At 74.3% G+C, this 24829-nt stretch carries 5 protein-coding genes; 3 read left to right on the forward strand and 2 right to left on the reverse strand.

The genetic code is table 11. From position 1 onward, the window contains the following. Positions 1 to 46: 46 nt before the first annotated feature. Positions 47 to 1270 (reverse strand): cytochrome P450, encoded by a 1224-nt coding sequence (locus E5082_RS22725; protein ID WP_135793089.1) that lies wholly within the window; start codon positions 1268 to 1270, stop codon positions 47 to 49. 665 nt (positions 1271 to 1935) lie between these two features. Here E5082_RS22725 and E5082_RS22730 point away from each other — a divergent pair. The 3 genes from E5082_RS22730 (at position 1936) to E5082_RS22740 (ending at position 24375) form a co-directional block, all read left to right on the forward strand. Further along, positions 1936 to 2151: an MbtH family protein gene (locus E5082_RS22730; RefSeq protein ID WP_086693285.1), complete on the forward strand. Its 216-nt coding sequence runs from the start codon at positions 1936 to 1938 to the stop codon at positions 2149 to 2151. A 400-nt stretch (positions 2152 to 2551) separates the two neighbouring features. Then, a complete protein-coding gene (locus E5082_RS22735) occupies positions 2552 to 16858 on the forward strand; it encodes a non-ribosomal peptide synthetase (RefSeq protein ID WP_135793090.1) in 14307 nt (4768 codons plus the stop codon). Continuing rightward, a complete protein-coding gene (locus E5082_RS22740) occupies positions 16855 to 24375 on the forward strand; it encodes a non-ribosomal peptide synthetase (RefSeq protein ID WP_135793091.1) in 7521 nt (2506 codons plus the stop codon). The genes E5082_RS22735 and E5082_RS22740 overlap by 4 nt, the downstream gene beginning before the upstream one ends. Here E5082_RS22740 and E5082_RS22745 read toward each other — a convergent pair. Continuing rightward, on the reverse strand, positions 24372 to 24785 hold the full coding sequence (locus tag E5082_RS22745; protein ID WP_135793092.1) for an SRPBCC family protein: 414 nt from the start codon (positions 24783 to 24785) through the stop codon (positions 24372 to 24374). The two genes, E5082_RS22740 and E5082_RS22745, sit on opposite strands and share 4 nt — an antisense overlap. Positions 24786 to 24829: the final 44 nt, after the last annotated feature.

Consider the following 24829-nt stretch of genomic DNA (forward strand, 5'->3'; position numbering starts at 1 on the left):
GGCGGCCCGCTGGGCCCCCTCCTCCGGGGGCCCAGCGGGCCGCTGGTCAGGCGGTGGGGGTGAACCGCACCGGAAGAGCCTGGGGGCCGCGGGTGAACACGCCCTGCTCGACCGGGTCGAAGCCGTCGGCGAAGCGCAGGTCCGGCATGGCGTCCAGCAGTTGGGCGACGCCGATCTCGACCTCCGCCTTGGCGAGGAGCGCGCCCACGCAGAAGTGCCGGCCCAGCGCGAACGCCAGGTGGTCGGCGGCCGCGGAAAAGGCGTTGGTGGCGGTGAGGTCCTCGCGGAAGATGTCGAAGCGGTCCGGCTCGCGGTAGCGGTTCTCGTCCCGGTTGGCCGAGCCGATCAGGCAGGTGACGGTGACCCCGGCCGGGACGGTGCCGCCGCTGAGCTTCACCTCTGTCGCGGACTGCCGCATGATCATGTGCACCGGCGGGGTGAAGCGCAGGGTCTCCGCGAACGCCCGCGGGATGAGGCTGTGGTCGGCCCGGACGGCGGCGAGCTGGTCGGGGTGGCTCAGCAGGTTGGCGAAGATGCTGGCGATCGCCTTGTCCGTGGTCTCACCGCCGGCGGCGAGCAGCAGGCTGCAGAACGCCTTGATGTCCTCGTCGCTCATCCGTACCCCGTCGACCTCGGCGGCGCACAGCACCGACAGCAGGTCGTCGCCGAGGTTCTCGCGGCGCTCGCGGATGATCGGCAGCATGTACTCCGCGAACTCCACGCGGGTGCGCTCGCCGGCCGCGGCCACCTCCTGGTCGCCGGACAGGTTGCCGAGGAAGGCGATGACGGCGGTGTACCAGCGGTGGAAGCGGGCGTGGTCGTCCTTGTCCAGGCCCAGCATGTCCGCGATCACGTTGACCGGGAACCGGGTGGCGTAGTCGGTGACCAGGTCGGCGGAGCCGGAGTGCCGGAAGGCGTCGATCAGTTCGCGCGAGTTGCGCTCGATGACGGGCAGGAACTTCTCCTGGAGGTCCCGGCCGCGGAAGGCAGGGGCGACCAAGGCCCGGCGCACCGCGTGCTCACGGCCGCTGAGCTGGAGGATGGTCTTGCCGTGGACCGGCTCTATCTGCCAGTCGTAGTTGTCGGTGGTGAACTCGCCGTCCTTGTCCTTGAAGACACGTTCGACGTCTTCGTAGCGCGAGATGATGTAACTCTGCGTGGCCTCGTGCCAGATGAGGGGCGCGGACTCCCGCATCAGCCGGTAGGCCGGGTACGGGTCCGCCGCGAACTCGGGGGAGAGGATGTCGGGTATCTGTGCCGCAGTGGTCATGATGCTCCGTCGAGACCGGGAATGGCGTGTTCCGTAAGGTTATTGATCATCCGTCAGCCACGACAGACTCTTAAGGCTTCGAGTGGGGCCGGTGCGCACCTTGGCCGGATACCGGTCGTCCCGAAAGCGGGGTGCACGGTCTGTTCCTCGCCCCTCGTGTCCTGATCTGGTCGGTGCGGCGAGGCGTCACGGGTGGAAACGGGGCGCACGGTCGGCGCACGGGTGCGTGGTGCGGAGTCGTATGCGCTCAAGTGAGAGCGCGGTGGCACATGCGCCGGACCGGCCGGATCGACCTGGGTCATATGCGGCCGAACCGGCATACTCGGGGCGCCTGTTGGCCAAATGCTGAATGCTGAATGCCGTTGGTCATATGCCAAAGGCAGTGCAGGAGATTATTGCACGCTCTATTACCCATCGGTAATCGATCGAACGAGTACCTCCGATCGTGGACTTTCCCTTAGTGTGATGAGTGTGAATGAACAGGGTCCGGGCAGTCTGGTTCCGACCGGCCGCACGGGAACTGTCATCTCGGGGATGGAGCGCTTCGCTCCTTCGTTCGATCTGACGCACTGTGCGGATCGGGCAAGCAGTCCGGGAGCCGCGGAAACGGAATGCGCGGCGGCTCGGAAAAACAAGCTGATGTACGTGCCGCCAAGGGGGGCGTCGTGGTCAATCCTTTCGACGATGAATCGGGCAAGTTCCTGGTGCTCGTGAACGAAGAGGGTCAGTACTCGCTCTGGCCGGCGACGCTCGCCGTGCCGGGCGGCTGGCGGGCCGAGGGCCCGGAGGGGTCGCGCCAGGAGTGCCTGGACGCGATCGAGGCCCAGTGGACCGACATGCGGCCCGCCAGTCTGGTGCGGGCGATGGCGGCCGACGGATAGGTCGGCCCGCGAACCCCGGCCCGTCCGGGGTGTCGTGCCTGGTCGTACGGCATTCGCCGCCATGTGACCCCCTGGGCGCCGCTCTCGCCCGGGGAGGCCGTCGCGTCGGCGCGCCGGACGATCGTCACCGCGGGCGAGACGCTCGCGCCGGTTCCCGTTCCCGCTCGCGGAGGTCCCGGCGGCCCGCCCGGCCGCGGGGTCGACGTGCGTGGATGCGGCGGGCACTCGTGCGCCGGTAAGCGGAAGTGCGGATCGGCTCGGCCGTGTTCGACATCTCGCAGACGCACTCTCTTCCTTTCACCGTCACGGAAAAGCCGTGGGGCGAGCCGCCGTGCGCTCGTTCGTTATGCCCCGGCTTTCCTTACCGTCCCCGGAACCTCTCCCCAAAGGTTGATCCCGCATGCGTGAAAACCGCTCGGCCGCGTTCTCAGTGGCGCCCGAAGAACCGTTCGAACTGACCGCCGCGCAACAGGGTGTGTGGTATGGGCAGCTGGTCGATCCGGACAGCCCCAAATACAACATCGGGGAATGCCTGGAGATCCGTGGCGGCCTCGACGAGGGTTTATTCGCCGCCGCGGTGGACCGCGCGGTGTACCTCCACGACAGCTTTCACCTGGAGTTCGTCACTGACGGTGAAACGATTCGCCAGCGGGTGGTGCGCCCCGGACCGGACGCCCCGAGCCGGCTCCGTCGAGTAGACCTGAGCGGTGAGGGAGACCCGACCGCCGCGGCGGAACGTTACATGGCCGACGACATGGCCACCGTCGACCGACTGGACTCCCCGCGCCACCACTTCGCGCTGCTGCGGCTCAGCCCCACGCTGCACTTCTGGTACATCCGCTACCACCACATCGCCGTCGACGGTCTCAGCGGCGCCCTCTTCGCCCGCACCGTCGCCGACCTCTACACCCGTGCGCTACGGGGCGAGAACACCGACGACATCACCGCCGCGCCCCTGCGCGACCTGGTGGACGAGGAGGCCGCCTACCGCGCCTCCGGCCGCACCGAGGCCGACCGCGCCTACTGGACCGGCCGCTTCACCACCCCGGCCGGGGACGCCTCCGACGACGGGACCCGCGCCGCCGCCCCGCTCGTCCGCCGCCGCACCGATACCCCGGCCCCGCGCGCCGCCTGCGACGCGCCGGTGGAGCTGCACTCCGGCGACACCCTCCCCGTCACCGTCCTGGACGAGCTGCGCCGTCTCGCCGGGGACAGCCGCACCACCTGGAGCGCCGTCCTGGTCAGCGCCGTCGCCGCCTACGTCGCCCGGGTCACCGGCACGCGGGACGTCAGGGTCGGCCTCGCCTCCCATGGCCGGCACGCCGGGCTGCGCCACATCATGGGCATGACCTCCAACATCCTGCCGCTGCGCCTGGCCGTCACCCCCGACATGACGGTCGGCGCCCTGGTCCGCGCGGTCGCCGCCGAGATGCGCGGCGCGATGCGCCACCGCCGCTTCTCCCGCGAACAGCTCGCGCGCGAGCTGAACATGGCCGACGACGGGGCCCGTCTCACCGACGTCGTCGTCAACATCATGGGCTTCGAGTACGGCCTCGAATTCGGCGGCAGCACCGCCACTTCCCGGCTGCTGTCCATCGGCCCGGTGGACGACGTGTCCCTCTTCGTCTCCGAACGCTCCGAGGGGCAGGGGCCGCTGATCGGCTTCGACACCAACCCGGAGCTGTACCACCCGGACGACGTCCGGCTGCACCAGCACGCCGTCGTCTCCTTCCTCACGGCCCTGGCCGGGACGGACGCCGAAACCCCGCTCGCCGAGATCCCGTTGCTCGACGACACCGCCACCGCCGAGGTGCTCGCCCAGGGACGCGGGACCGAACTGCCCGCCGGGGACACCGCGCTCCCGCAGGCGTTCGCCGCGCAGGTCCGCCGTACCCCGGACGCCCCGGCCGTCGTCGCGGGGGCGCACACCCTCACCTACAGTGAGCTCGCGGAGGCGGCCGATGAGCTGGCCGGCGCGCTGAGCGGCTGGGGCGTCGGCGCCGAGGACGGTGTCGGGGTTCTGGTGGACCGCTCGGCCGCCGTGGTGACGGCCACGCTCGGCGCCGTGGGCGCCGGGGCCGCGTACGTACCGATGGACGCCGCATGGCCCGCCGGCCGGCTGGACCGCGTCGCCGGGACCGCCCGGGTCCGCGCCCTGGTCGTGGACGCGGCCAACGCCGAAGCGGACTGGGTCACGGAGCGGGCCGCCACCCTCCCCGTCCTCGTCGTGGACGAGCGCGGCACCCTTCTGCGCGGCGCCCCGGAACAGCCTGGTACCCCGCGCGCGGTGGAACGGGGTGACCGCCTCGCCTACGTGATGTTCACCTCCGGCTCCACCGGCCTCCCCAAGGGCGTCGGCGTCACGCACGACGACGTGCTCGCGCTGGCCGCCGACTCCGCCTGGCGGGACGGCGTCTCCGGCGCGGTGCTGATGCACTCCGCCTACGTCTTCGACGCCTCCACCTTCGAGATCTGGGTGCCGCTCCTCAACGGCGGCCGGGTGGTCGTCGCCCCGCCCGGCGGCCTGGAGCCGCGCGTGCTCAGGGAGATGACGGAGCGGTACGGGGTCACCTCGCTGTTCCTGACGACCTCGCTGTTCAACCTCGTCGCCGAGACCGACCCGGCCGCCTTCGCCGGGCTCCGCCTGGTCTCCACCGGCGGCGAGGCGGCCGCCCCCGGCCTCACCCAGCGGGTCGCCGAGGCCGCCCCCGGCACCCGCGTGCTGAACGTCTACGGCCCCACCGAGACCACCACCTTCGCCACCCGCCACCAGGTGGCCGCCGGCCCGAGCGGCGTGCCCCCGATCGGCCGCCCCCTGGACGGCATGAACGCCTACGTCCTCGACGACCGCCTGCGCCCGGTGCCGCCCGGCGTGGTGGGCGAGCTGTACGTCAGCGGCCGGGGCGTGGCCCGCGGCTACCTGGGCCGCGCCCGGCTCACCGCCACCCGGTTCGTGGCCGACCCGTACGACGCGGACGGCGCCCGGATGTACCGCACCGGCGACCTCGCGCGCTGGACCGCCGACGGCGACATCGAGTACGCCGGGCGCGTCGACGGACAGGTCAAGCTGCGCGGGTTCCGTATCGAGCCCGCCGAGATCGAGAACACCCTGCTCACCGATCCCGCCGTACGCTCCGCCCGCGTCCTGGTCCGGGAGGACGTGCCCGGCGACCCGCGCCTCGTCGGCTACGTCGTCCCCGAACCCGGCACCGCCACGGACGCCGCCGCGCTCGCCCGGACCGTGGGCCGGGCGCTGCCCGCCTACATGGTGCCGTCCGCGTTCGTCCTGCTCGACGCGCTGCCCCTGAACGCCAACGGCAAGCTCGACCACCGTGCCCTGCCCGCGCCCCGCGCCGCCACGGCCGCCGGGCGTGCCCCGCGCACCGCCCACGAGGAGGTGCTGGCGGGGCTGTTCGCCGATGTGCTCGGCGTGGACGCGGTCGGCGTGGACGACGACTTCTTCGCCCTCGGCGGCCACTCCCTGCTCGCCACCCGCCTCACCGGCCGGGTCCGCACCGCGCTCGGCGCCGAACTCGACCTGCGGACCCTCTTCGAGCACCCCACGGTCGCCTCGCTGGCCGCCGTGCTCGACACCTCCGGCGCGGCACGCCCCGCGCTCGGCCAGCGGGACCGGCCCGACACGGTGCCGCTGTCCTTCGCGCAGCAGCGGCTCTGGTTCCTCAACCGGGCCGAGGACTCCGGCGACACCTACAACGTGCCGCTCGTCCTCGACCTCGAAGGCCCGCTGGACACCGACGCACTGCGCGGCGCCCTCGCCGACGTGGTGGCCCGGCACGAGAGCCTGCGCACGGTGTTCGCGGAGGAGGACGGGGTGGCCCGGCAGGTCGTCCTGGACGCCGCGCACGCCGCCGAGCTGGTCCCGCTCGCCGTCGAGGAGCCCCCGGCCGGGGCGGACGCCGAGGTGTGGGCCGAGGAGGCGGTGGCCCGGCTGTCCGGCGCCCCCTTCGACCTGGCCGGGGGTGTCGCCTTCCGTGCCGGGCTGCTGCGGCTCGGTGCCGACCGGCACATCCTGGTCCTGGTCCCGCACCATGTCGTCGCCGACGGCTGGTCCCTCGCCCCGCTGAGCCGGGACGTCGGCGCCGCCTACCGGGCCCGGCTGGCGGGGGAGGACACGCCCGACTGGCCCGCGCTGCGGGTGCAGTACGCCGACTACGCCCTGTGGCAGCGGGAGTTGCTCGGCGAGGACGGCGACCCGGACAGCCTCGCCGGGCGGCAGCTCGCCTTCTGGCGCGAGGCGCTGCACGGCGCCCCCGACCTGCTCGAACTCCCGTGGGACCGGCCGCGCCCGGCCGTTCCGAGCCACCGGGGCGGGGCGGTGCCCTTCGAGCTGCCCGCCGCTGCCCACGCCGCGCTGACCGGGCTGGCCCGCGCGGCCGGCTGCACCCCGTTCATGGTGCTGCAGGCCGCCCTCGCCGTGACCCTGCGCGCCCACGGCGCGGGCGAGGACATCCCGCTCGGCACGGCGGTCGCCGGACGCGCGGACGAGGCGCTGGACGACCTGGTGGGCTTCTTCGTCAACACCCTCGTGCTGCGCACCGACCTCTCCGGTGACCCGACGTTCCGGGAACTCCTGGGCCGGGTCAAGGAGTTCGACCTCGCCGCGTTCAGCCACGGGGACATCCCGTTCGAGCGGCTGGTGGAGGCGGTCAACCCCGAGCGCTCCGGCGACCACCACCCGCTCTTCCAGACCATGCTGGTCCTCCAGAGCCAGGAGCGGGCCCGGATCGACCTGCCGGGCGTCACCAGCCGCGACCGCTCCGGACACACCGGGATCAGCAAGTTCGACCTGACCTTCTCCCTCACCGAGAACGCGGCCTCCGCCGACCGGAGCGAGCCCGCCCGGGGCATCGGCGGCTACCTCGAGTACGCCACCGACCTCTTCGACGAGGCCACCGCCCGCGACCTGTGCGACCGGTTCGCCCGCGTCCTCACCGAGGCCGTGCGCCACCCCGACCGGCGCCTCGGCGACCTCGACCCGCTCGGCCCCGGCGAACGCGACCGCCTCCTCGCCCAGGGCCACGGCACCCAGCGTCCCCTCCCCGCGCTCACCGCGCCGGAAGCGGTCCGCGAGTGGGCCGCGCGCACCCCGGACGCCACCGCCGTACGGGACGCCGACACCAGCCTCACCTACGCCGAACTGGACCGCCGTGCCGACGCGTTGGCCCACCTACTGCGCGAGCGCGGCGCGGGGCGCGAGACGCTGGTCGCGCTCGCCCTGCCACCGTCCGTCACCTCCGTCGTCGCCATGCTGGCCGTCCTGCGCGCCGGAGCCGCCTATCTGCCCGTGGACCCGCGTTACCCGGCCACCCGCATCCGGCACATGGTCACCGACGCCCGCCCGGTCCTGCTGCTCACCACACGCGACGTCCACGAGACGCTCCCGCCCACCGACGTACCGTGGCTCGACCCGGACCAACGCGTCCCGGGCAGAAGCGATTCCGGGCAGCCGATCCACCCCGCCGACCCGGCGTACGTCATCTACACCTCCGGCTCCACCGGCCGGCCGAAGGGCGTGACCGTGCCGCACGGCGCGCTCGCCAACCACATGGCCTGGATGGCGGGGCACCTCTCGCTGACGCGGGGCGACCGGGTTCTCGCCCGTACCTCCACCAGCTTCGACGCCTCCGTGTGGGAGCTGTGGCTGCCGCTGATGAATGGCGCCGAGGTGTGCGTGCTGCCCGACGGGGCCAACCAGGACCCGCGGGCGCTGGTCGGCTGGATGGGCCGGTTCGGCGTCACCGTCGCCCAGTTCGTGCCCTCGCACCTCGCGCTCGTCCTCGCCGAGGCCGCCGACGCGGCACCGCTGCCCGCGCTGCGCGCCGTCCTGTGCGGCGGCGAACCGCTGCCCCGCGCCCTCGCCGACGACATCGCCCGCACCTGGCACGCCGAGGCGCACAACCTGTACGGCCCGACCGAGGCGACCATCGACGCCACCGCCCACCGGGTCCCCGAGGACGCCGAGGGCCACGCGGCGGACACCGTGCCGATCGGCCGGCCCGTCGACACCATGCGCGCCTACGTCCTCGACACCCGGCTGCGCCCCGTACCGACCGGGGTCACCGGCGAGCTGTACCTCGCCGGGCCCAACCTCGCGCGCGGCTACCTGGGGCGCCCCGGCCTGACCGCCGAACGCTTCGTCGCCGACCCCTTCGGCACCGACGGTGCCCGCATGTACCGCACCGGCGACCTCGTGCGGTGGAACCGGCACGGGCTGATCGAGTACGTGTCCCGCGCCGACGACCAGGTCAAACTGCGGGGTTTCCGCATCGAGCTGGGTGAGGTCGAGGCCGCCCTTCTCGCCCGTCCCGGCGTCACCTCGGCCTGCGCCGTCATCCGCGAGGACGCCCCCGGCAGCCGCCGGCTGGTGGCCTACGCCGTCACCGCCGACGGCGCCCCGCGCGCCCTCACCCTGCGCGACGACCTCGCCCAGACGCTGCCGCACTACATGGTGCCCGGCGCCGTCGTCGTCCTGGACGAACTCCCGCTGCTGCCCAACGGCAAGGTGAACCGGCGCGCGCTGCCCGAACCCGAGCCGGAGGCCGGGACGTCGGTGGCCCCAGGCCGGGGCACCCCGCAGGAGGAACTCCTCGCCGGGATCTTCGCCGACGTGCTGCACCGCCCCGCCGTCGGCCCGCACGAGAGCTTCTTCGAGCTCGGCGGCCACTCCCTGCTCGCCATGCGCGTCGTCAGCCGCATCCGTGCCGTCCTCGGGGCGGAGGTCGCGGTGCGCACCCTCTTCGAGCACCCGACCGTCGCCGGCCTCGCCCGCGCCCTGGACACGCCAGGCCGGGCCCGCCCCGCCGTCCTGCCAGCCGCCCACCGCCCCGAGCCGCTGCCGCTGTCCTACGCCCAGCTGCGGCTCTGGTTCCTCAACCGGCTGGAGGGCCCCAGCTCCACGTACAACATCCCGCTCGTCCTCGAACTCGACGGCGCCCTCGATCCGGACGCCCTCCGGGCCGCGCTCGGCGATGTCATCGAGCGGCACGAGGCGCTGCGCACGGTGTTCCCCGAGCGGGACGGCGTGCCGTACCAGACGATCCTGCCCGCCGAGGCGGCCACGCCCGCGCTGCCCGTGGTGAGCACGGCACCCGCCGACAGGGACGCCACCGTGCTGGCCGCCGTGCGGGAGACGTTCGACGTCACCGCCGACCTGCCGCTGCGCGCCCTGCTGTTGCGCTCGGCGCCCGAACACCACGTGCTGGTCCTCGTCGTCCACCACATCGCCGGTGACGGCTGGTCCCTCGCCCCGCTCGCCCGCCACCTCGGCACCGCCTACCGGGCCCGCCTCGAAGGCGCCGAGCCGGGGCTCACGCTCGGCACCCCGCTCCAGTACGCCGACTACACCCTCTGGCAGCGAGCTCTCCTCGGCGACGGGGAGGGCGACGCCGAGGACGACGGCGTGCTGCGCGGACAGCTCGACCACTGGAACACCGCGCTCGCCGGGATGCCCGGCCTGATCGACCTCCCGCTGGACCGGCCCCGCCCGGCCGCCGTCGACCCCCGGGGCGGCGTCCACACCTTCGAGGTGCCCGCCGAGCTGCACATCCGACTCGGGCGACTGGCAAGGGAGTCGGGCAGCAGCCTCTTCATGGTGCTCCAGGCGGCCGTGGCCACCCTGCTCCACCGGCACGGAGCCGGCGACGACATCCCGCTCGGCTCGCCCGTCGCGGGCCGCACGGACGAGGCGCTGGAGGACCTGGTCGGGTTCTTCGTCAACACCCTGGTGCTGCGCACCGACCTCTCCGGACGCCCCACCTTCCGCGAACTCCTCGTGCGAGTCAGGGAGTTCGACCTCGCCGCCTACGCCAACCAGGACGTGCCCTTCGAGCGGCTGGTGGAGCACCTCAACCCGGTCCGGGCCCGTGACCACCACCCGCTGTTCCAGACCATGGTGGTGCTGCAGAACCAGGACAGCGTCCGACCCGACCTGTTCGGCCTCACCGTCGAGGACCGGCTCGTGCACAACGGGCTGAGCAAGTTCGACCTCACCTTCGCCTTCACCGAGGAGCGGGACGGCGGCCTCGGCGCCGGCGTGGAGTACGCCACGGCGCTGTTCGACCGGAGCACGGTCGAGAACCTCACCGCCCGGCTGCTGCGCCTGCTGGAGCGGGTCGCCGCCGAGCCCGAACGCCCGGTCGCCGAACACGACTTGATGACACCGGACGAGCACACCAGCGTCACCCGCTGGGGCACCGGCCGCGCCCTGCCCGCCACCGACGAGCCCGCGGTCCTGCCGGCGCTGTTCGCCGCCCAGGCCGCGCGCACCCCGGACGCGGTGGCCGTCACCACCGACGACACCTCCCTCACCTACGCCGAACTCGACGGCCTCTCCGCCGAACTCGCCGCCGCTCTCGCGGGCCTCGGCGTCGGCCCCGAGACCGGCGTCGGCGTACTGCTCGGCCGCTCCCCGGCCGTGGTGACCGCCTCCCTCGGCACCGTCCGCGCCGCCGGGGCCTATGTCCCGCTCGACGCCCGCTGGCCCGAGGAGCGGCTCGACCAGGTCGCCGGGGCCGCGGACGTGAAGGTGCTCCTGGTCGACAAGGCCGCCCACGGCTCACCCTGGGTGCGCGCGGCCGCCGGACGGACACCGGTCGTCGTCCTGGACCGGCTCGGCCGGGTCCTGCGTGGCGCGCCGAAGCGGCCCGGCCGCCCGGTGCCGGTACCGGACCCCGCCGCGCTGGCCTACGTGATGTTCACCTCCGGCTCGACCGGCCTGCCCAAGGGCGTCGGCGTCAGCCACGCCGACGTGGTCGCGCTGGCCGCCGACTCCGCCTGGCGGGAGGGCGCCGCCGACGCGGTGCTGATGCACTCGGCGTACGTCTTCGACGCCTCCACCTTCGAGATCTGGACCCCGCTGCTGCACGGCGGCCGGATCGTCGTCGCGCCCGAGGGCGTGCTGGACGCCCGCGCGCTGGACGACGCGGTGCACACCCACGGGGCCACGGCCGTCTTCATGACGACCGCCCTGTTCAACGTGATCGCCGAGACCGACCCCGGCGCCTTCACCGGTCTGCGGCTGGTGTGTGCCGGCGGTGAGCTGGCCTCCCCGGACGCGATGCAGCGGGTCGCGGCCCTCGCCCCCGACACCCGCGTCCTGCACGTGTACGGCCCCACCGAGACCACCACCTTCGCCACCCGCTACCCGGTGGCCGCCGACCTGCCCGCCGGGCCGCCGCCCATCGGCCGCCCGCTGGACGGCATGCGCCTGCACGTCCTGGACGACTCGCTGCGGCCCGTACCGCCGGGCGTGGTCGGCGAGTTGTACCTCGCCGGACACGGTGTGGCGCGCGGCTACACGGGCCGCCCCGGCCTGACGGCCACCCGCTTCGTCGCCGACCCGTTCGACGCCGCGGGCGGCCGGATGTACCGCACCGGCGACCTGGTCCGCTGGACCCCGGACGGGCAGATCGCCTACGTCGGCCGGTCCGACGGCCAGGTGAAGCTGCGCGGCTACCGGATCGAGCTGGGCGAGATCGAGAACACCCTCGCCTCCTGCCTGGGCGTCGCGGACGCCTTCGCCGTGGTCCGCGAGGACACACCCGGCGACCGCCGCCTCGTCGCCTACGTGGTCCCCGCGAGCGGTGCCACCCCCGACCCGGCCGATCTCGCCCGCGCCGTCGGCCGGTCCCTGCCCGCCTACATGGTGCCCAGCGCCCTCGTCACGCTGGACGCGCTCCCGCTCACCCCCAACGGCAAAGTGGACCGGCGCGCGCTGCCCGTTCCCGAGTACGCGCCGGTGAGCGGACGCCCGGCCCGTACCGCACGCGAGGAGATCCTCTGCGGACTCTTCGCCGACGTGCTCGGCCTGGACGCGGTCGGTCCCGACGACGACTTCTTCGCCCTCGGCGGCCACTCCCTGCTCGCCACCCGGCTCACCGCCCGTATCCGGGCCGCGCTCGGCGTGGAGGTCCCCGTCAAGACCCTGTTCGAGCATCCGGCGCCCGCCGCGCTGGCCACCGTGCTCGACGGTGCCGAGGCGGCGCGGCTGCCGCTGCGGCGGGCCGGGCACCGGGCGGAGCCGCTGCCGCTGTCCTTCGCGCAGCGCCGCCTCTGGTTCCTCAACCGGTTCGAGGGGCCCAGCGACACCTACAACGTCCCGCTCGTGCTGCGCCTGGACGGCCCGCTGGACGCCGACGCGCTGGAAAGCGCGCTGGCCGACGTGGTCGAACGCCACGAGAGCCTGCGCACCGTCTTCCCCGACACCGACGGCGTGCCGCGTCAGCTCATCCTGGACGCCCGCACCGCCGACCTCGACCTCACCCCCCGCGACACCGACCCGGCCCGCCTGGACGAGGTGCTCGCCGCCGAGGTGGCCCACGCCTTCGACGTGAGCGCCGAGGCACCGGTACGGGCCCGGCTGGTGCGGCTCGGCACCGAGACGCACGTCCTCGTCCTGGTCCTGCACCACATCGCGGGCGACGGCTGGTCCCTCGCCCCGCTCTCCCGCGACCTCGGCGAGGCGTACCGGGCGCGGCTCGCGCACGAGGAGCTGGGCTGGACCGACCTCGCCGTCCAGTACGCCGACTACACGCTGTGGCAGCACGAGCTGCTCGGCGACGAGGAGGACCCGGGCAGCCGGGCCGCCCGGCAACTCGCCTACTGGCGTGAGGCGCTGGCCGGAGCGCCCGGGCTGCTGGAGCTGCCCGGCGACCGGCCGCGCCCGGCGGTCACCGGGCACCGGGGCGACGCGTTCGCCTTCCCCGTGGACGCCGGCACCCACCAGGCCCTCGCCGCGCTCGCCCGCGCCCGCGGGTGCAGCCTCTTCATGGTGCTGCAGGCCGCCCTCGCGGTGCTGCTGTCCCGGCACGGCGCCGGGGAGGACATCCCGCTCGGCACCGCCGTCGCCGGCCGTACCGACGAGGCCCTGGACGACCTGGTCGGCTTCTTCGTCAACACCCTGGTGCTGCGCACCGACCTCACCGGCGACCCCACCTTCGACGAAGTGCTGGACCGCGTGCGGGAGTTCGACCTCGCCGCCTACGACCACCAGGACGTGCCCTTCGAGCGGCTGGTGGACGTCCTCAGCCCGGAGCGGGCGCAGAACCATCACCCGCTGTTCCAGACCATGCTGGTACTCCAGAACACGGCCGGCGCCGACATCGAGCTGCCCGGTCTCACCGTCTCCGAGCAGCCGGTGCGCACCGGCATCAGCAAGTTCGACCTGACCTTCACCTTCACCGAGACCGAAGACAGTGCAGGGCGCCCCACCGGGCTCGACGGGGTGCTGGAGTTCTCCACCGAGCTGTTCGACCACGCCACCGCGTACGCCCTCGCCGACCGGCTGACCCGCCTCCTCGCCTCCCTCGCGGCCGACCCCGGCCAGCGGGTGCACCAGAGCGAGGTGCTGGGCGCGTCCGAGCGGGAGCGGCTGGAGCGGGCGGCACTCGGGCCGGTCCGCCCGGTGGCCGCGCGTACGGCACCCGAGGCGTTCCGCGCGCAGTGCGCCCGCACCCCGGACGCCGTCGCGGTACGCGGGGCCGACCGCACCCTCACCTTCACCGAACTCGACCAGCTCTCGGGCGCTCTCGCGCACCACCTGCGCGACCGGGGCATCGGCCGGGGCGACCTCGTCGCCCTCGCCCTGGAGGGCACCGCCGACCAGGTCGTGGCGATGCTCGCCGTCACCAAGGCCGGGGCCGCCTATCTGCCCGTCGACCTGGAACACCCCGAGGCACGCATCGCCTACACCCTGTCCGACGCCCGCCCGGTCCTCCTGCTCACCCACGCCCCCCGCGTCCGCGGCCGCCGACTTGCCGTTCCGATCCTCACGTTGGACGACCGGGCCGCCTGGTCCACCGGGCACACCGCGCCGCCCGCCACCGTGCCCGACCCGCGCGACGCGGCGTACGTCATCTACACCTCGGGCTCCACCGGGCGCCCCAAGGGTGTCGTCGTCACTCACGCCTCGCTCACCAACCACATGGCGTGGATGGCCGGGCACCTCGCCCTCACCGGCGCCGACCGGGTCCTCGCCCGGACCTCGCCCAGCTTCGACGCCTCGGTGTGGGAGACCTGGCTGCCCCTGCTGCACGGCGGCTCCACCTGCCCGGTACCGGCCGCCCTCAACCACGACCCCGCCGGGCTGCTCGGCCGGGTACGTGAACTGGGCGTCACCATCGCCCAGTTCGTGCCCACGCACCTCTCGCTGGTGCTCACCGAGACGGCCGGCGAGGAAGCGCCGACGACGCTGCGGGCCGTGCTCTGCGGCGGCGAACCCCTGCCGCGCACCCTGGCCCGGCGGGTCCGGGACGCCTGGCGGGCCGAGCCGCACAACCTGTACGGGCCCACCGAGACCACCATCGACGCCACCGCCCACCACCACACCGACGACGACACCGACACCGCCGAGGGGAGCGTGCCGCTCGGGCGCCCCGTCGACAACACCCGCGCCCACGTCCTCGACGCCCGCCTCCAGCCCGTGCCGCCCGGTGTCACCGGTGAGCTGTACATCGCCGGCGACGGACTGGCGCGCGGTTACCTGGGCCGGGCCGGGCTCACCGCCACCCGCTTCGTCGCCGACCCGTACGGGCCCGCCGGAAGCCGGATGTACCGCACCGGCGACCTCGTCCGGCGCGACGCGGACGGCCTGCTCACCTACGTCTCCCGCGCCGACGACCAGGTCAAGCTGAACGGCTTCCGCATCGAGCTCGGCGAGATCGAGACCGCGCTCGCCGCCCTGCCCGGCATCACCGCCGCCTGCGCCGTCGTACGCGAGGACCAGCCGGGTGAACGCCGGCTGGTGGCCTACGTCGTGCCCGGCGGGGGAGCGGCCGACGTGGCCGACGACGCGCTGCGCCGGGGGCTGGCCGACGTGCTGCCGCCGTACATGACGCCCGCCGTCTTCGTGCGCCTGGACGCGCTGCCGCTGATGGCCAACGGCAAGACCGACCGGCGTGCCCTGCCCGCGCCGGCCCGCACCGCCGGAACCCGGCCGGGCGGGGAGCCTCGTACCGAGCGGGAGCGCCTGCTGTGCGAGGTGTTCGGCTCCGTGCTGCGCGCGCCCACGGTCCGCACCGACGACGACTTCTTCGCGCTCGGTGGCGACAGCATCCTCTCCATCCAGCTCGTCAGCCGGGTCCGGCAGGCCGGGCTCGCCGTCACCCCGCGCGACGTCTTCGTGCACCGCACGCCGGAGGCCATCGCGGCCGTCGCCACCGTGCTGACGGCGGACTCCGCCGAACCCGCCGAGGCGGGCACCGGCGAGATGCCGCCCACGCCGATCGCGGCCTGGTTCCTGGAACGGCCCGGCCCCACGGACGGCTACAACCAGTCCGCCGTCCTGCGCACCCCGGCCGACGCCGACGAGGAATCCCTCGTCGCCACCCTCCAACTCCTCATCGACCACCACGACATGCTCCGGATGCGGGTCACCCGCTCCACCGAGGAGGAGCCGTCCCTGTACGCGCAGCCGCCCGGCTCCGTACAGGCGCGCAAGCACCTGACCCGGCTCGACATCACCGGGCTGGACGCGGCCGCCGCGAGCGCCGCGCTCGCCGGGGCGGGCGAACAGGCCCGCGCCCGGCTGCGGCCCGCCGACGGCCATGTCATCGAGGCCGTCTGGGGCGACGCGGGCCCGGCCACCCCCGGCCGACTGCTGACCGTGGTCCACCACCTGGCCGTCGACGCGGTCTCCTGGCGGGTGCTCGGCGCCGACCTCGCCGCCGCCTGGCGGACGGTCACCGGCACGCCGTCGCCGCTGCCGTCCGTCGCCACGCCGTACCGGAGCTGGGCCCGCCTCCTCGCCGCCCAGGCCCGCACGCCGGAACGGGAACGCGAACTCCCGCTGTGGGAAGGCGTACTGAACACCCCCGACCCGCGCATCGGACACCGGCCGCTCGACGCGGAGCGGGACACCGCCGAGCACACCCGGACCATCACCACCCGGCTGGACGCCCGCTGGACCGGCCCGCTGCTCACCACCGCGCCGGCCGCCTTCCACGCCGGGGTGGACGACGTGCTGCTCACCGCGCTCGCCCTCGCGATCCGCGCCTGGCGCGAGGACCGGGGCACCGGCCGCACGGACGACACCGCCGTCCTGGTCGACCTGGAGGGCCACGGCCGGGAGCAGCTCGCCGACCACATCGACCTCTCGCGCACCGTCGGCTGGTTCACCAGCCTCTACCCGGTGCGCCTCGATCCCGGACCCGGCCGGCTCCAGGACCCCGGACGCTTCGACGCGACCCTGATCGACCGCGCCGTCAAGCAGATCAAGGAACAGCTCCGGGCGATACCCGACCACGGCGTGGGCTACGGCATGCTCCGGCACCTCAACCCCGCCACCCGCGACCGGCTCACCGCCGAAGCTCCGCAGATCGGCTTCAACTACTTGGGCCGATACGCGAGTTCGGCCGAGAGCAGCGGCGACTGGGAGGTCCTGCCCGACGGCGGCCAGCCGCGCAGCCAGGACCCGGACATGCCCGTCCACCACGTCGTCGACATCAACGCCCACACCGAGGACCGCCCCGACGGACCCGTCCTCGTCACCCGCTGGGCCTGGCCCGGCGACCTCCTGAAGGAGGAGGACGTGGCGGACCTGGCCGACGCCTTCGCCCGCGCCCTGCGCGCCGTCGCCGAACACGCCGAACAGCCCGACGCGGGCGGTTACACGCCCTCCGACCTTCCCCTGGTCTCCCTCGACCAGGCCCAGATCGACCGACTTCAGAACAAGTGGGGTGGACGCAAGTGACCGGGTTCCAGCTGGAGGACGTACTGCCCTTGACGCCGTTGCAGGCGGGCATGCTCTTCCACTCGCTCTACGACTCCCAGGCCGTGGACGTCTACACCACCCAGTTCGTGTTCGACCTCGAAGGCACCGTCAGCGTCTTCGCCCTGCGCTCCGCCATCGGCACCCTGCTGCGCCGCCACGCCAACCTCCGGGTCGGCTTCCTCCACGAGGACCTGGACCAGCCCGTCCAGGCGGTCGCGGCGCAGGTGCCCGTACCGCTGGAGGAGCTGGACCTCACCCCGGCCGACGGCGGCGACGGCACGGAGGCGCTGGAGACGTTCCTCGCCGAGGACCGCACCCGGCGGTTCGACCTCACCACACCGCCCCTGATGCGGTTCACCCTCGTCCACACCGGGCCCGGCCGGTACCGGCTGGTGATGACCAGCCACCACCTCCTCTTCGACGGATGGTCCGTCCCCCTGCTGGTCCGCGAGCTGTTCGAGCTGTACGCCCGCCAGGGCGACGACCTCACGCTGCCCCGCGTCACCCCGTACCGCACCTACCTCGCCTGGCTGGCCGCGCAGGACCGGGCGGCCACGCTGGACACCTGGCGCAAGGCGCTGGCGGGGCTGGAGACGCCGACCCTGCTCGCCGGGCGGGGCGCGCCGGAGGGGCCCGACTCCGCCGAGCTCCCCGAGACCCTCGTGCTGGAGCTGGACCGGGACACCACACACCGGCTGCGCGAGACGGCCCGCGCCTCCCGGCTCACCCTCAACACCCTGGTCCAGGGCGCCTGGGGCCTGGTGCTGGCCCACCTCACCGGGCGCTCCGACGTGGTGTTCGGCACCACCGTGTCCGGGCGGCCGCCGGAGATCCCCGGCATCGAGACGATGATCGGCCTGTTCATCAACACCGTCCCGGTCCGGCTGCGCCCCGAGCCCGGCGAGTCGCTGGCCGCGCTGCTCACCCGGCTCCAGGAGGAGCAGGCCCGGCTGCTGGGCCACCAGTACGCCGGGCTGACCGAGATATGCGAGACCGCCGGGCTGGACCGGCTCTTCGACACCCTCGCCGTCTTCGAGAACTACCCGCTCGACGCCGAGGCACTGCGCACCGCCCAGCAGGGCATGGCCGGCCTGACCGTCGCCGGGATCGAGGGCACCGACGCCGCCCACTACCCGCTCACCCTCACCATCGCCCCCGGCGAGGACAGCATCCGCGTCACCTTCGGCTACCGCGCCGCACTGCTCGACCGCACCCTGATCGAGCAGACCGTGGCGCGCATGCGCCGCCTGCTCACCCGGATGGCGGACGGCCTCGACGTACCGGCCGGCAGCCTGCCGCTGCTTCTGGAGGGCGAGAGGGAGCGGCTGCTGGCGACCGCACGCGGCGCGGAACTCCGGCTGAACATACGGAACCTGAGCGTGCCGGACGTGGTGGCCCGGCAGGCCGTGCACCACCCCGGCACCATCGCCGTCACCGGTGCGGGCGAGGAACTGACCTACGGGCAGCTCCAGGAGGTGTCCACCGCGCTGGCCAAGGCCCTGACCGGCTCCGGGGCCGGCGCCGAGGACGGGGTCGGCATCCTGCTCGGCCGCTCCTCGGCCCAGGTCACCGCCGCCCTCGCCGTTCTGCGCGCGGGCGCCGCGTACGTCCCGCTGGACCCGCGCTGGCCCGCCGAACGCCTCGACCGCGTCACCGAGTCCGCCCCGCTGCGCGCCCTCGTCGTGGACGGGACCACGCGGGACAACCCCTGGGTGCGCGGACTCGGCATCCCCGTGCTCACCGTGGACTCCGCCGGACGCGTCGTCAGCGGCGGTCCCTTCGCCCCCGGCCCGCTGCCCGCCGTGTCCGGCGGCGACCGGCTGGCGTACGTCATGTTCACCTCCGGCTCCACCGGCCTGCCCAAGGCCGTCGGCGTCACCCACGCCGACATCACCGCTCTCGCCGCCGACCGCACCTGGGCCGACGGGGTCGCGGACGCCGTGCTGATGCACTCGGCGTACGTCTTCGACGCGGCCACCTTCGAGATCTGGGCGCCCCTGCTGAGCGGCGGCCGGGTCGTCGTGGCCCCGCCGGGAACGCTCCAGCCCGAGACGCTCCGGGACCTCGTCGCCCGGCACGGCGTGACGGCGGCCTTCCTGACCACCGCCCTGTTCAACGTCATCGCCGAGACCGACCCCGGCGCCCTCGGCCTGCTCCGGCTGGCCGCCGCCGGCGGCGAGGCCGCCACGCCCGGCGTGCTCCAGCGGTTGGCCACCGCCCACCCCGGCACGGCCGTCCTCAACGCCTACGGGCCCACCGAGACCACGACCTTCGCCACCCTCCACCGCGTCCCGGCCGACGCCCCGCCCGGCATGCCCCCGATCGGCCGCCCGCTGGACGGCATGCGGGCCTACGTCCTGGACGCGGCCCTGCGCCCGGTGCCGCCCGGCGCCGAGGGAGAGCTGTACATCGCGGGCCCCGGTGTCGCGCGCGGCTACCTCGGGCGCCCCGGCCTCACCGCCACCCGGTTCGTCGCCGACCCCTTCGAGGGGGACGGCACCCGGATGTACCGCACCGGTGACGTGGTGCGCCGGGACACCGAGGGCCTGATCCACTACGTCAGCCGCGCCGACCAGCAGATCAAGCTGCGCGGCCACCGCATCGAGCCCGCCGAGATCGAGGGCGTGCTGCGCACCGACCCGTCCGTGCGCGCCGCCTACGTCCTGGTCCGCGAGGACCTCCCCGGCGACCGCACCCTCACCGCGTACGTCGTCCCCGCCCCCGGCCGCACCGCGGACCCCGGCAGGCTGGCCGCGCACATCGGACGCCACCTGCCCTCCTACATGGTGCCGTCCGCCATCCAGCCGCTCGACGCACTCCCGCTCACCGTCAACGGCAAGGTGGACCGGGCCGCCCTGCCCGCGCCCACGAGTACGGGACCGGGCGCCGCGGGACGCGCCCCGCGCGGGGCGCACGAGGAGATCGTCGCCGGACTGTTCGCGGACGTCCTGGGCGTGCCCCATGTCGGCGTCGACGACGACTTCTTCGCGCTGGGCGGCCACTCCCTGCTCGCCACCCGGCTGGTGGGCCGCGTCCGTACCGCGCTGGGCACCGAGACCGAGATCCGTACCCTCTTCGAGCACCCGACGGTCGCCTCCTTCGCCGCCGTCCTCGCCGACGGCGACCGCCCGGCCCGCCCCGCCCTGGTCCCGCAGCCGCGCCCCGAGGTGCTGCCGCTCTCCTACGCCCAGCGGCGGCTGTGGTTCCTGCACCGGCTCGACGGCCCCTCCGCCACCTACAACATCCCCTTCGCCGTACGCCTCGACGGCCCGCTGGACGGGGAGGCCCTGCGCGCCGCGCTGGACGACGTGGTGGCCCGGCACTCCGCGCTGCGCACCCTCTTCCCGGCCGACGGGGACGGTCCGCACCAGCACATCACCGAACCGGGCGCGGCGAGCGTGCCGTTCACCGTCCGGGACTCCGACGAGGACCGGCTCGACGCGGCCGTGGCGGAAACCGCCGCCGAGGCCATCGACATCGAGACCGAACTCCCTCTTTGGGCAACGTTGTTGCGGCTCGCCGACGACTCGCACGTGCTGGTCCTGGTCGTCCACCACATCGCCGCCGACGGCTCCTCCCTCGCGCCCCTCACCCGCGACCTGGGCACCGCCTACCGCGCCCGTGTCGGCGGTCAGCCCCCGGTGTGGACCGCGCCGCCGGTCGACCACGTGGACCACGCGCTCTGGCAGCGGGCCCTCCTCGGGGACGAGAACGACCCCGACAGCGTGCTCTCCGGCCAACTCGACCACTGGAAGCGGGCGCTGAGCGGGCTGCCCGAGCTGATCGAACTGCCGTGGGACCGGCCGCGCCCCGCCGTACCGCAACACCTCGGCGCCACCCACGACTTCACCCTGGACGCCGACCTCGCCCGCCGGATCGCGGACCTCGCCCGCACCAGCGGATGCAGCGTCTTCATGGTCCTCCAGGCCGCCCTCTCCCTGCTGCTCTCCCGGCACGGCGCGGGCGAGGACATCCCGCTCGGCACCGCCGTCGCCGGGCGCACCGACGAGGCGGCCACCGATCTGGTCGGCTTCTTCGTCAACACCCTCGTCCTGCGCACCGACCTCTCGGGCGACCCCACCTTCCGTGAACTCCTGGACCGGGTGAAGGAGTTCGACCTCTCCGCCTACACCCACCAGGACCTGCCCTTCGAGCGGCTGGTCGAACTCCTCAACCCCGCCCGCTCGCAGAGCCACCACCCGCTGTTCCAGACCATGCTCGTCCTCCAGAACCACAGCCCGGCCGCCCCGGTCGAGCTGCCCGGCCTCACCGTGAGCCCGGTCCCGGTGGAGCTGGAGGTCAGCAAGTTCGACCTGTCCTTCACCTTCACCGAGACCCACGACGACCAGGGCGCACCGGGCGCCATGCGGGCCGCCCTGGACTACGCGACGGAACTCTTCGACACGGCCACCGTGGAGGCCCTCGGCGAGCGCCTCGCCGGGCTGCTCACCGCCGTCACCGCCGACCCCGACCGCCCGCTGCGCGCCTACGACGTGCTCACCGACGCCGACCGCGCCCGCGTCACCGCCTGGGGCACCGGACCCGAGGCGGACCGGCCCCAGAGCGTCCCCGCCCTCCTCAGGCGCTGGGTACGCGGCACGCCGGACGCCCCGGCGGTCCGTGACGCCACCACCACGCTCACCTACCGCGAACTCGACGCCCTCGCCGACTCCGTCGCCGCCGAGCTCACCGCGCGCGGCATCGGCCCCGAGGACCGGGTCGCCGTCGCGCTGCCCCGCAACCGCGAGCTGCTGGTCACCCTGCTCGGCGTCCTCAAGGCCGGGGCCGCGTACGTACCGCTGGACCCCGACTATCCGGCCCGGCGCCTCACCCATATGGTCGAGGACTCACGGCCGCGACTGCTGCTGACCACCCCCGAGGTGCGCGAGCGGCTGCCCGAGCTCCCGCTGCCGTACGTCCACGTGGGGGACCTCGTGCAGGGCACGGCGTCCGCCCCCGCCCCCGGTGACCCCGACCCGGCGCACCCGGCGTACGTCATCTACACCTCCGGCTCCACCGGTCTGCCCAAGGGCGTCGTCGTCACCCACCAGGGAGTCGGCGCCCTGGCCCGGACCCATGCCGAGCGGCTGCGGGTCGGGCCGGGCCACCGGGTGTTGCACCTCGCCTCCGTCAGTTTCGACGCGGCGTTCTGGGAGATGTGCATGGGCCTGTTCACCGGGGCCTGCCTGGAGATCGACGAGCGCGACGCCCTGCTGCCCGGACCGGCCCTCGCCGGCACGGTCCGGGAGCGCGGGGTCACCCACCTCACCCTGCCGCCCGCCGCGCTCGCCGTGATGCCGCCCGGCTCGCTGCCCGAAGGCACCACCATCGCCCTCGCCGGTGAGGCGTGCCCGCCGCACCTGGTGCACACCTGGGCGCGCGACCGGCACCTGGTCAACGCGTACGGGCCCACCGAGACCACCGTCTGCGCCACCATGAGCGCCTTCCAGCACGCCGACGGCCCTCTAGCCCCCGACCGCACCGTGCCCATCGGCGTCCCCGTCGACGGCACCCGCGTCCACGTCCTGGACGACCGGCTGGCCCCCGTACCGCCCGGCGTGGTCGGCGAGTTGTACGTCTCCGGCGCCAGCCTGGCCCGTGGCTACCACGAACGGGCCGCCCTGACGGCGAGCCGGTTCGTCGCCGACCCCTTCGACCGCGCGGGCGGCCGGATGTACCGCACCGGCGACCTGGCCCGCTGGACCGCCGACGGCGAACTCGTCTACGTCTCGCGCGTCGACGACCAGGTCAAACTGCGCGGGTTCCGCATCGAGCTGGGCGAGATCGAGGCCGCCCTGACCGCGTTGCCCGGTGTCGGTTCCGCCTGCGCGATGGTCCGCGAGGACCGGCCCGGCGACCGGCGCCTGGTCGCCTACACCGTCGCGGAGGACGGGCAGCGGGTCCCCGACGGCACCGAACTGCGCGCCCGGCTCGCCGAGACGCTGCCGGACCACATGGTCCCGGCCGCCTACCTCACGCTCGACACCCTGCCCCTCACCCCCAACGGCAAGACCGACCGGCAGGCCCTCCCCGCGCCCGAGCGCACCGCGCCCGGCGAGGGCACCGCCCCGCGCACCCGCCTGGAACGCGAGCTGTGCGCGGCGTTCGCGGAGACCCTCGGTGTACCCGAAGTCGGCGTCCACGACGACTTCTTCGCCCTCGGCGGCCACTCCCTGCTCGCCGTCAACCTCGCCCAGCGGATCGAGGAACGCCACGGCCGGCGCCTGTCCCTGCGGGACCTCTTCGCCGCGCCGACCGTGGAGGGCGTCGCCCGCCTGCTCGAGCGCACGCCGGGGGAGCGGGGCTACGGCAGCGGACCCGACCTCGCCGCCGAGGTCCGCCTCGCCCCGGACATCACGGCCACCGTCCGCAGGAGCGCCCGTCCCGGCGCGCGCCCGCTGCTCACCGGTGCCTCCGGATTCCTGGGCGCGTTCCTCCTGCGGGACCTCATCGAGAGCACCGACGGCCCCGTCGACTGCCTGGTCCGCGCCGAGGACCCGCTGAGGGCGGCCGAGCGGCTGCGGGCCAACCTGGAGCACTACGGCCTCTGGCAGCCCCGCTACGAGACCCTGATCAACGCCGTGCCGGGCGACCTCGCCGCCCCCGGCCTCGGCCTGACCCCGGAGGACCGCACCGCCCTGCTCCGCCGCCTCGGCCCGGTCCTGCACAACGGAGCCCGCGTCAACTTCGCCGCGGGATACGGGGATCTGCGCGCCCCCAACGTCGCGGGCACGGAGGAACTGCTGCGGCTGCTCGCCGACTCGGCGTCACCGGGTATGCACTACATCTCGACCACCAGCGTGTTCGCCCCGGCGACCGGCCCCGACCCGGTCGTCATCACCGAGTCCACCCCGACCGGGCCGCCGGCCGGCCTGCCCGACGGGTACGCCCGCAGCAAGTGGGTCGCGGAGGGCCTGGTCGGACTCGCCGCCGAACGGGGTCTGCCGGTCGCCGTGCACCGGCCCGGCCGGATCAGCGGCGACACCGCCACCGGCGCCTGCCAGGACCGGGACCTGCTGTGGCAGCTCATCAAGGGCTGCCTCCAGGCCGGGGCCGTGCCCGACCTGCCGTACGGCTCCACCGACTGGGTGCCGGTGGACCACGTCAGCCGGGCGGTCGTGGCGCTCGCCGGGGCGGTGCAGCCGGGCGGCGAGGTCTACCACTTCACCAACCCGGACGCCCCGGACCTGGGCCGCGTGTTCGCGGCGGCCGCCCGGCTCGGCCACGAGCTGAGCACCGTCCCCGTCGAGGAGTGGCAGGCCCGCGTCGCCGCCGACCCGGACAACGCGGCCCAGCTCTTCCTCGGGGACGAGCCGCAGACCCGGCACGAGGCGATGGACCGGCGGCGCTTCGACTCCCACCAGACGGCCAAGGCGGTGGACACCCTGGGAGTCCACCAGCCCGACCTGACGGACGAGGTGCTCGCCCGCTACCTCACCTGGTTCCAGCGCACGGGCTTCCTGCCGGCGCCGGGGAAGGGAGGGACCGCGCGCTAGCGGGCGGACCGCTCGGCGGCGCGCTTGATGCCGTGCAGGGCTTCCTCCAGGCCGCGGCTGACGTGCTCGCCCTCGGTGTTGTCGGTGTGCAGCTCGACGGTCAGCCGCGAGCTGCCCGCCTCGTCGCCCGCGGCCACGTGCAGCCGGCCGTGGTAGTCGTCGGGGCCGGGCGCGCCCCACTCCAGGCTCTTGCCGTCCTCCAGCACATGGACCCACGCCTCGCTGGTGATGTCCTGCTCCGGCTCGCCGGGCGGGTCGATGTGCGCGGTGACGGTGACCCGGTCCCCGCCCTCCGGCTCGACCGCGGTCAGCCGGGGGAGGTAGGACGGGAGGTTCTCCACGTCCGCGAGGTAGTCGAAGAGCCGGTCCGCGGGGACGGCCACGGTGATCGATTTGTCGTAGTTACCCATGGTCCCGCTGTGCCCCGGCGCGGGGGGCGGTAATGGTGCGGACG

The sequence above is a fragment of the Streptomyces griseoluteus genome, from assembly GCF_004784465.1.
Classification (GTDB): domain Bacteria; phylum Actinomycetota; class Actinomycetes; order Streptomycetales; family Streptomycetaceae; genus Streptomyces; species Streptomyces griseoluteus.

What these genes read in the sequence shown, in the direction of transcription:
- E5082_RS22725 (WP_135793089.1), bottom strand. Translation starts at nt 1,270, where the DNA reads ATGACCACTGCGGCACAGATACCCGACATCCTCTCCCCCGAGTTCGCG.
- E5082_RS22745 (WP_135793092.1), bottom strand. Translation starts at nt 24,785, where the DNA reads ATGGGTAACTACGACAAATCGATCACCGTGGCCGTCCCCGCGGACCGG.
- E5082_RS22735 (WP_135793090.1), top strand. Translation starts at nt 2,552, where the DNA reads ATGCGTGAAAACCGCTCGGCCGCGTTCTCAGTGGCGCCCGAAGAACCG.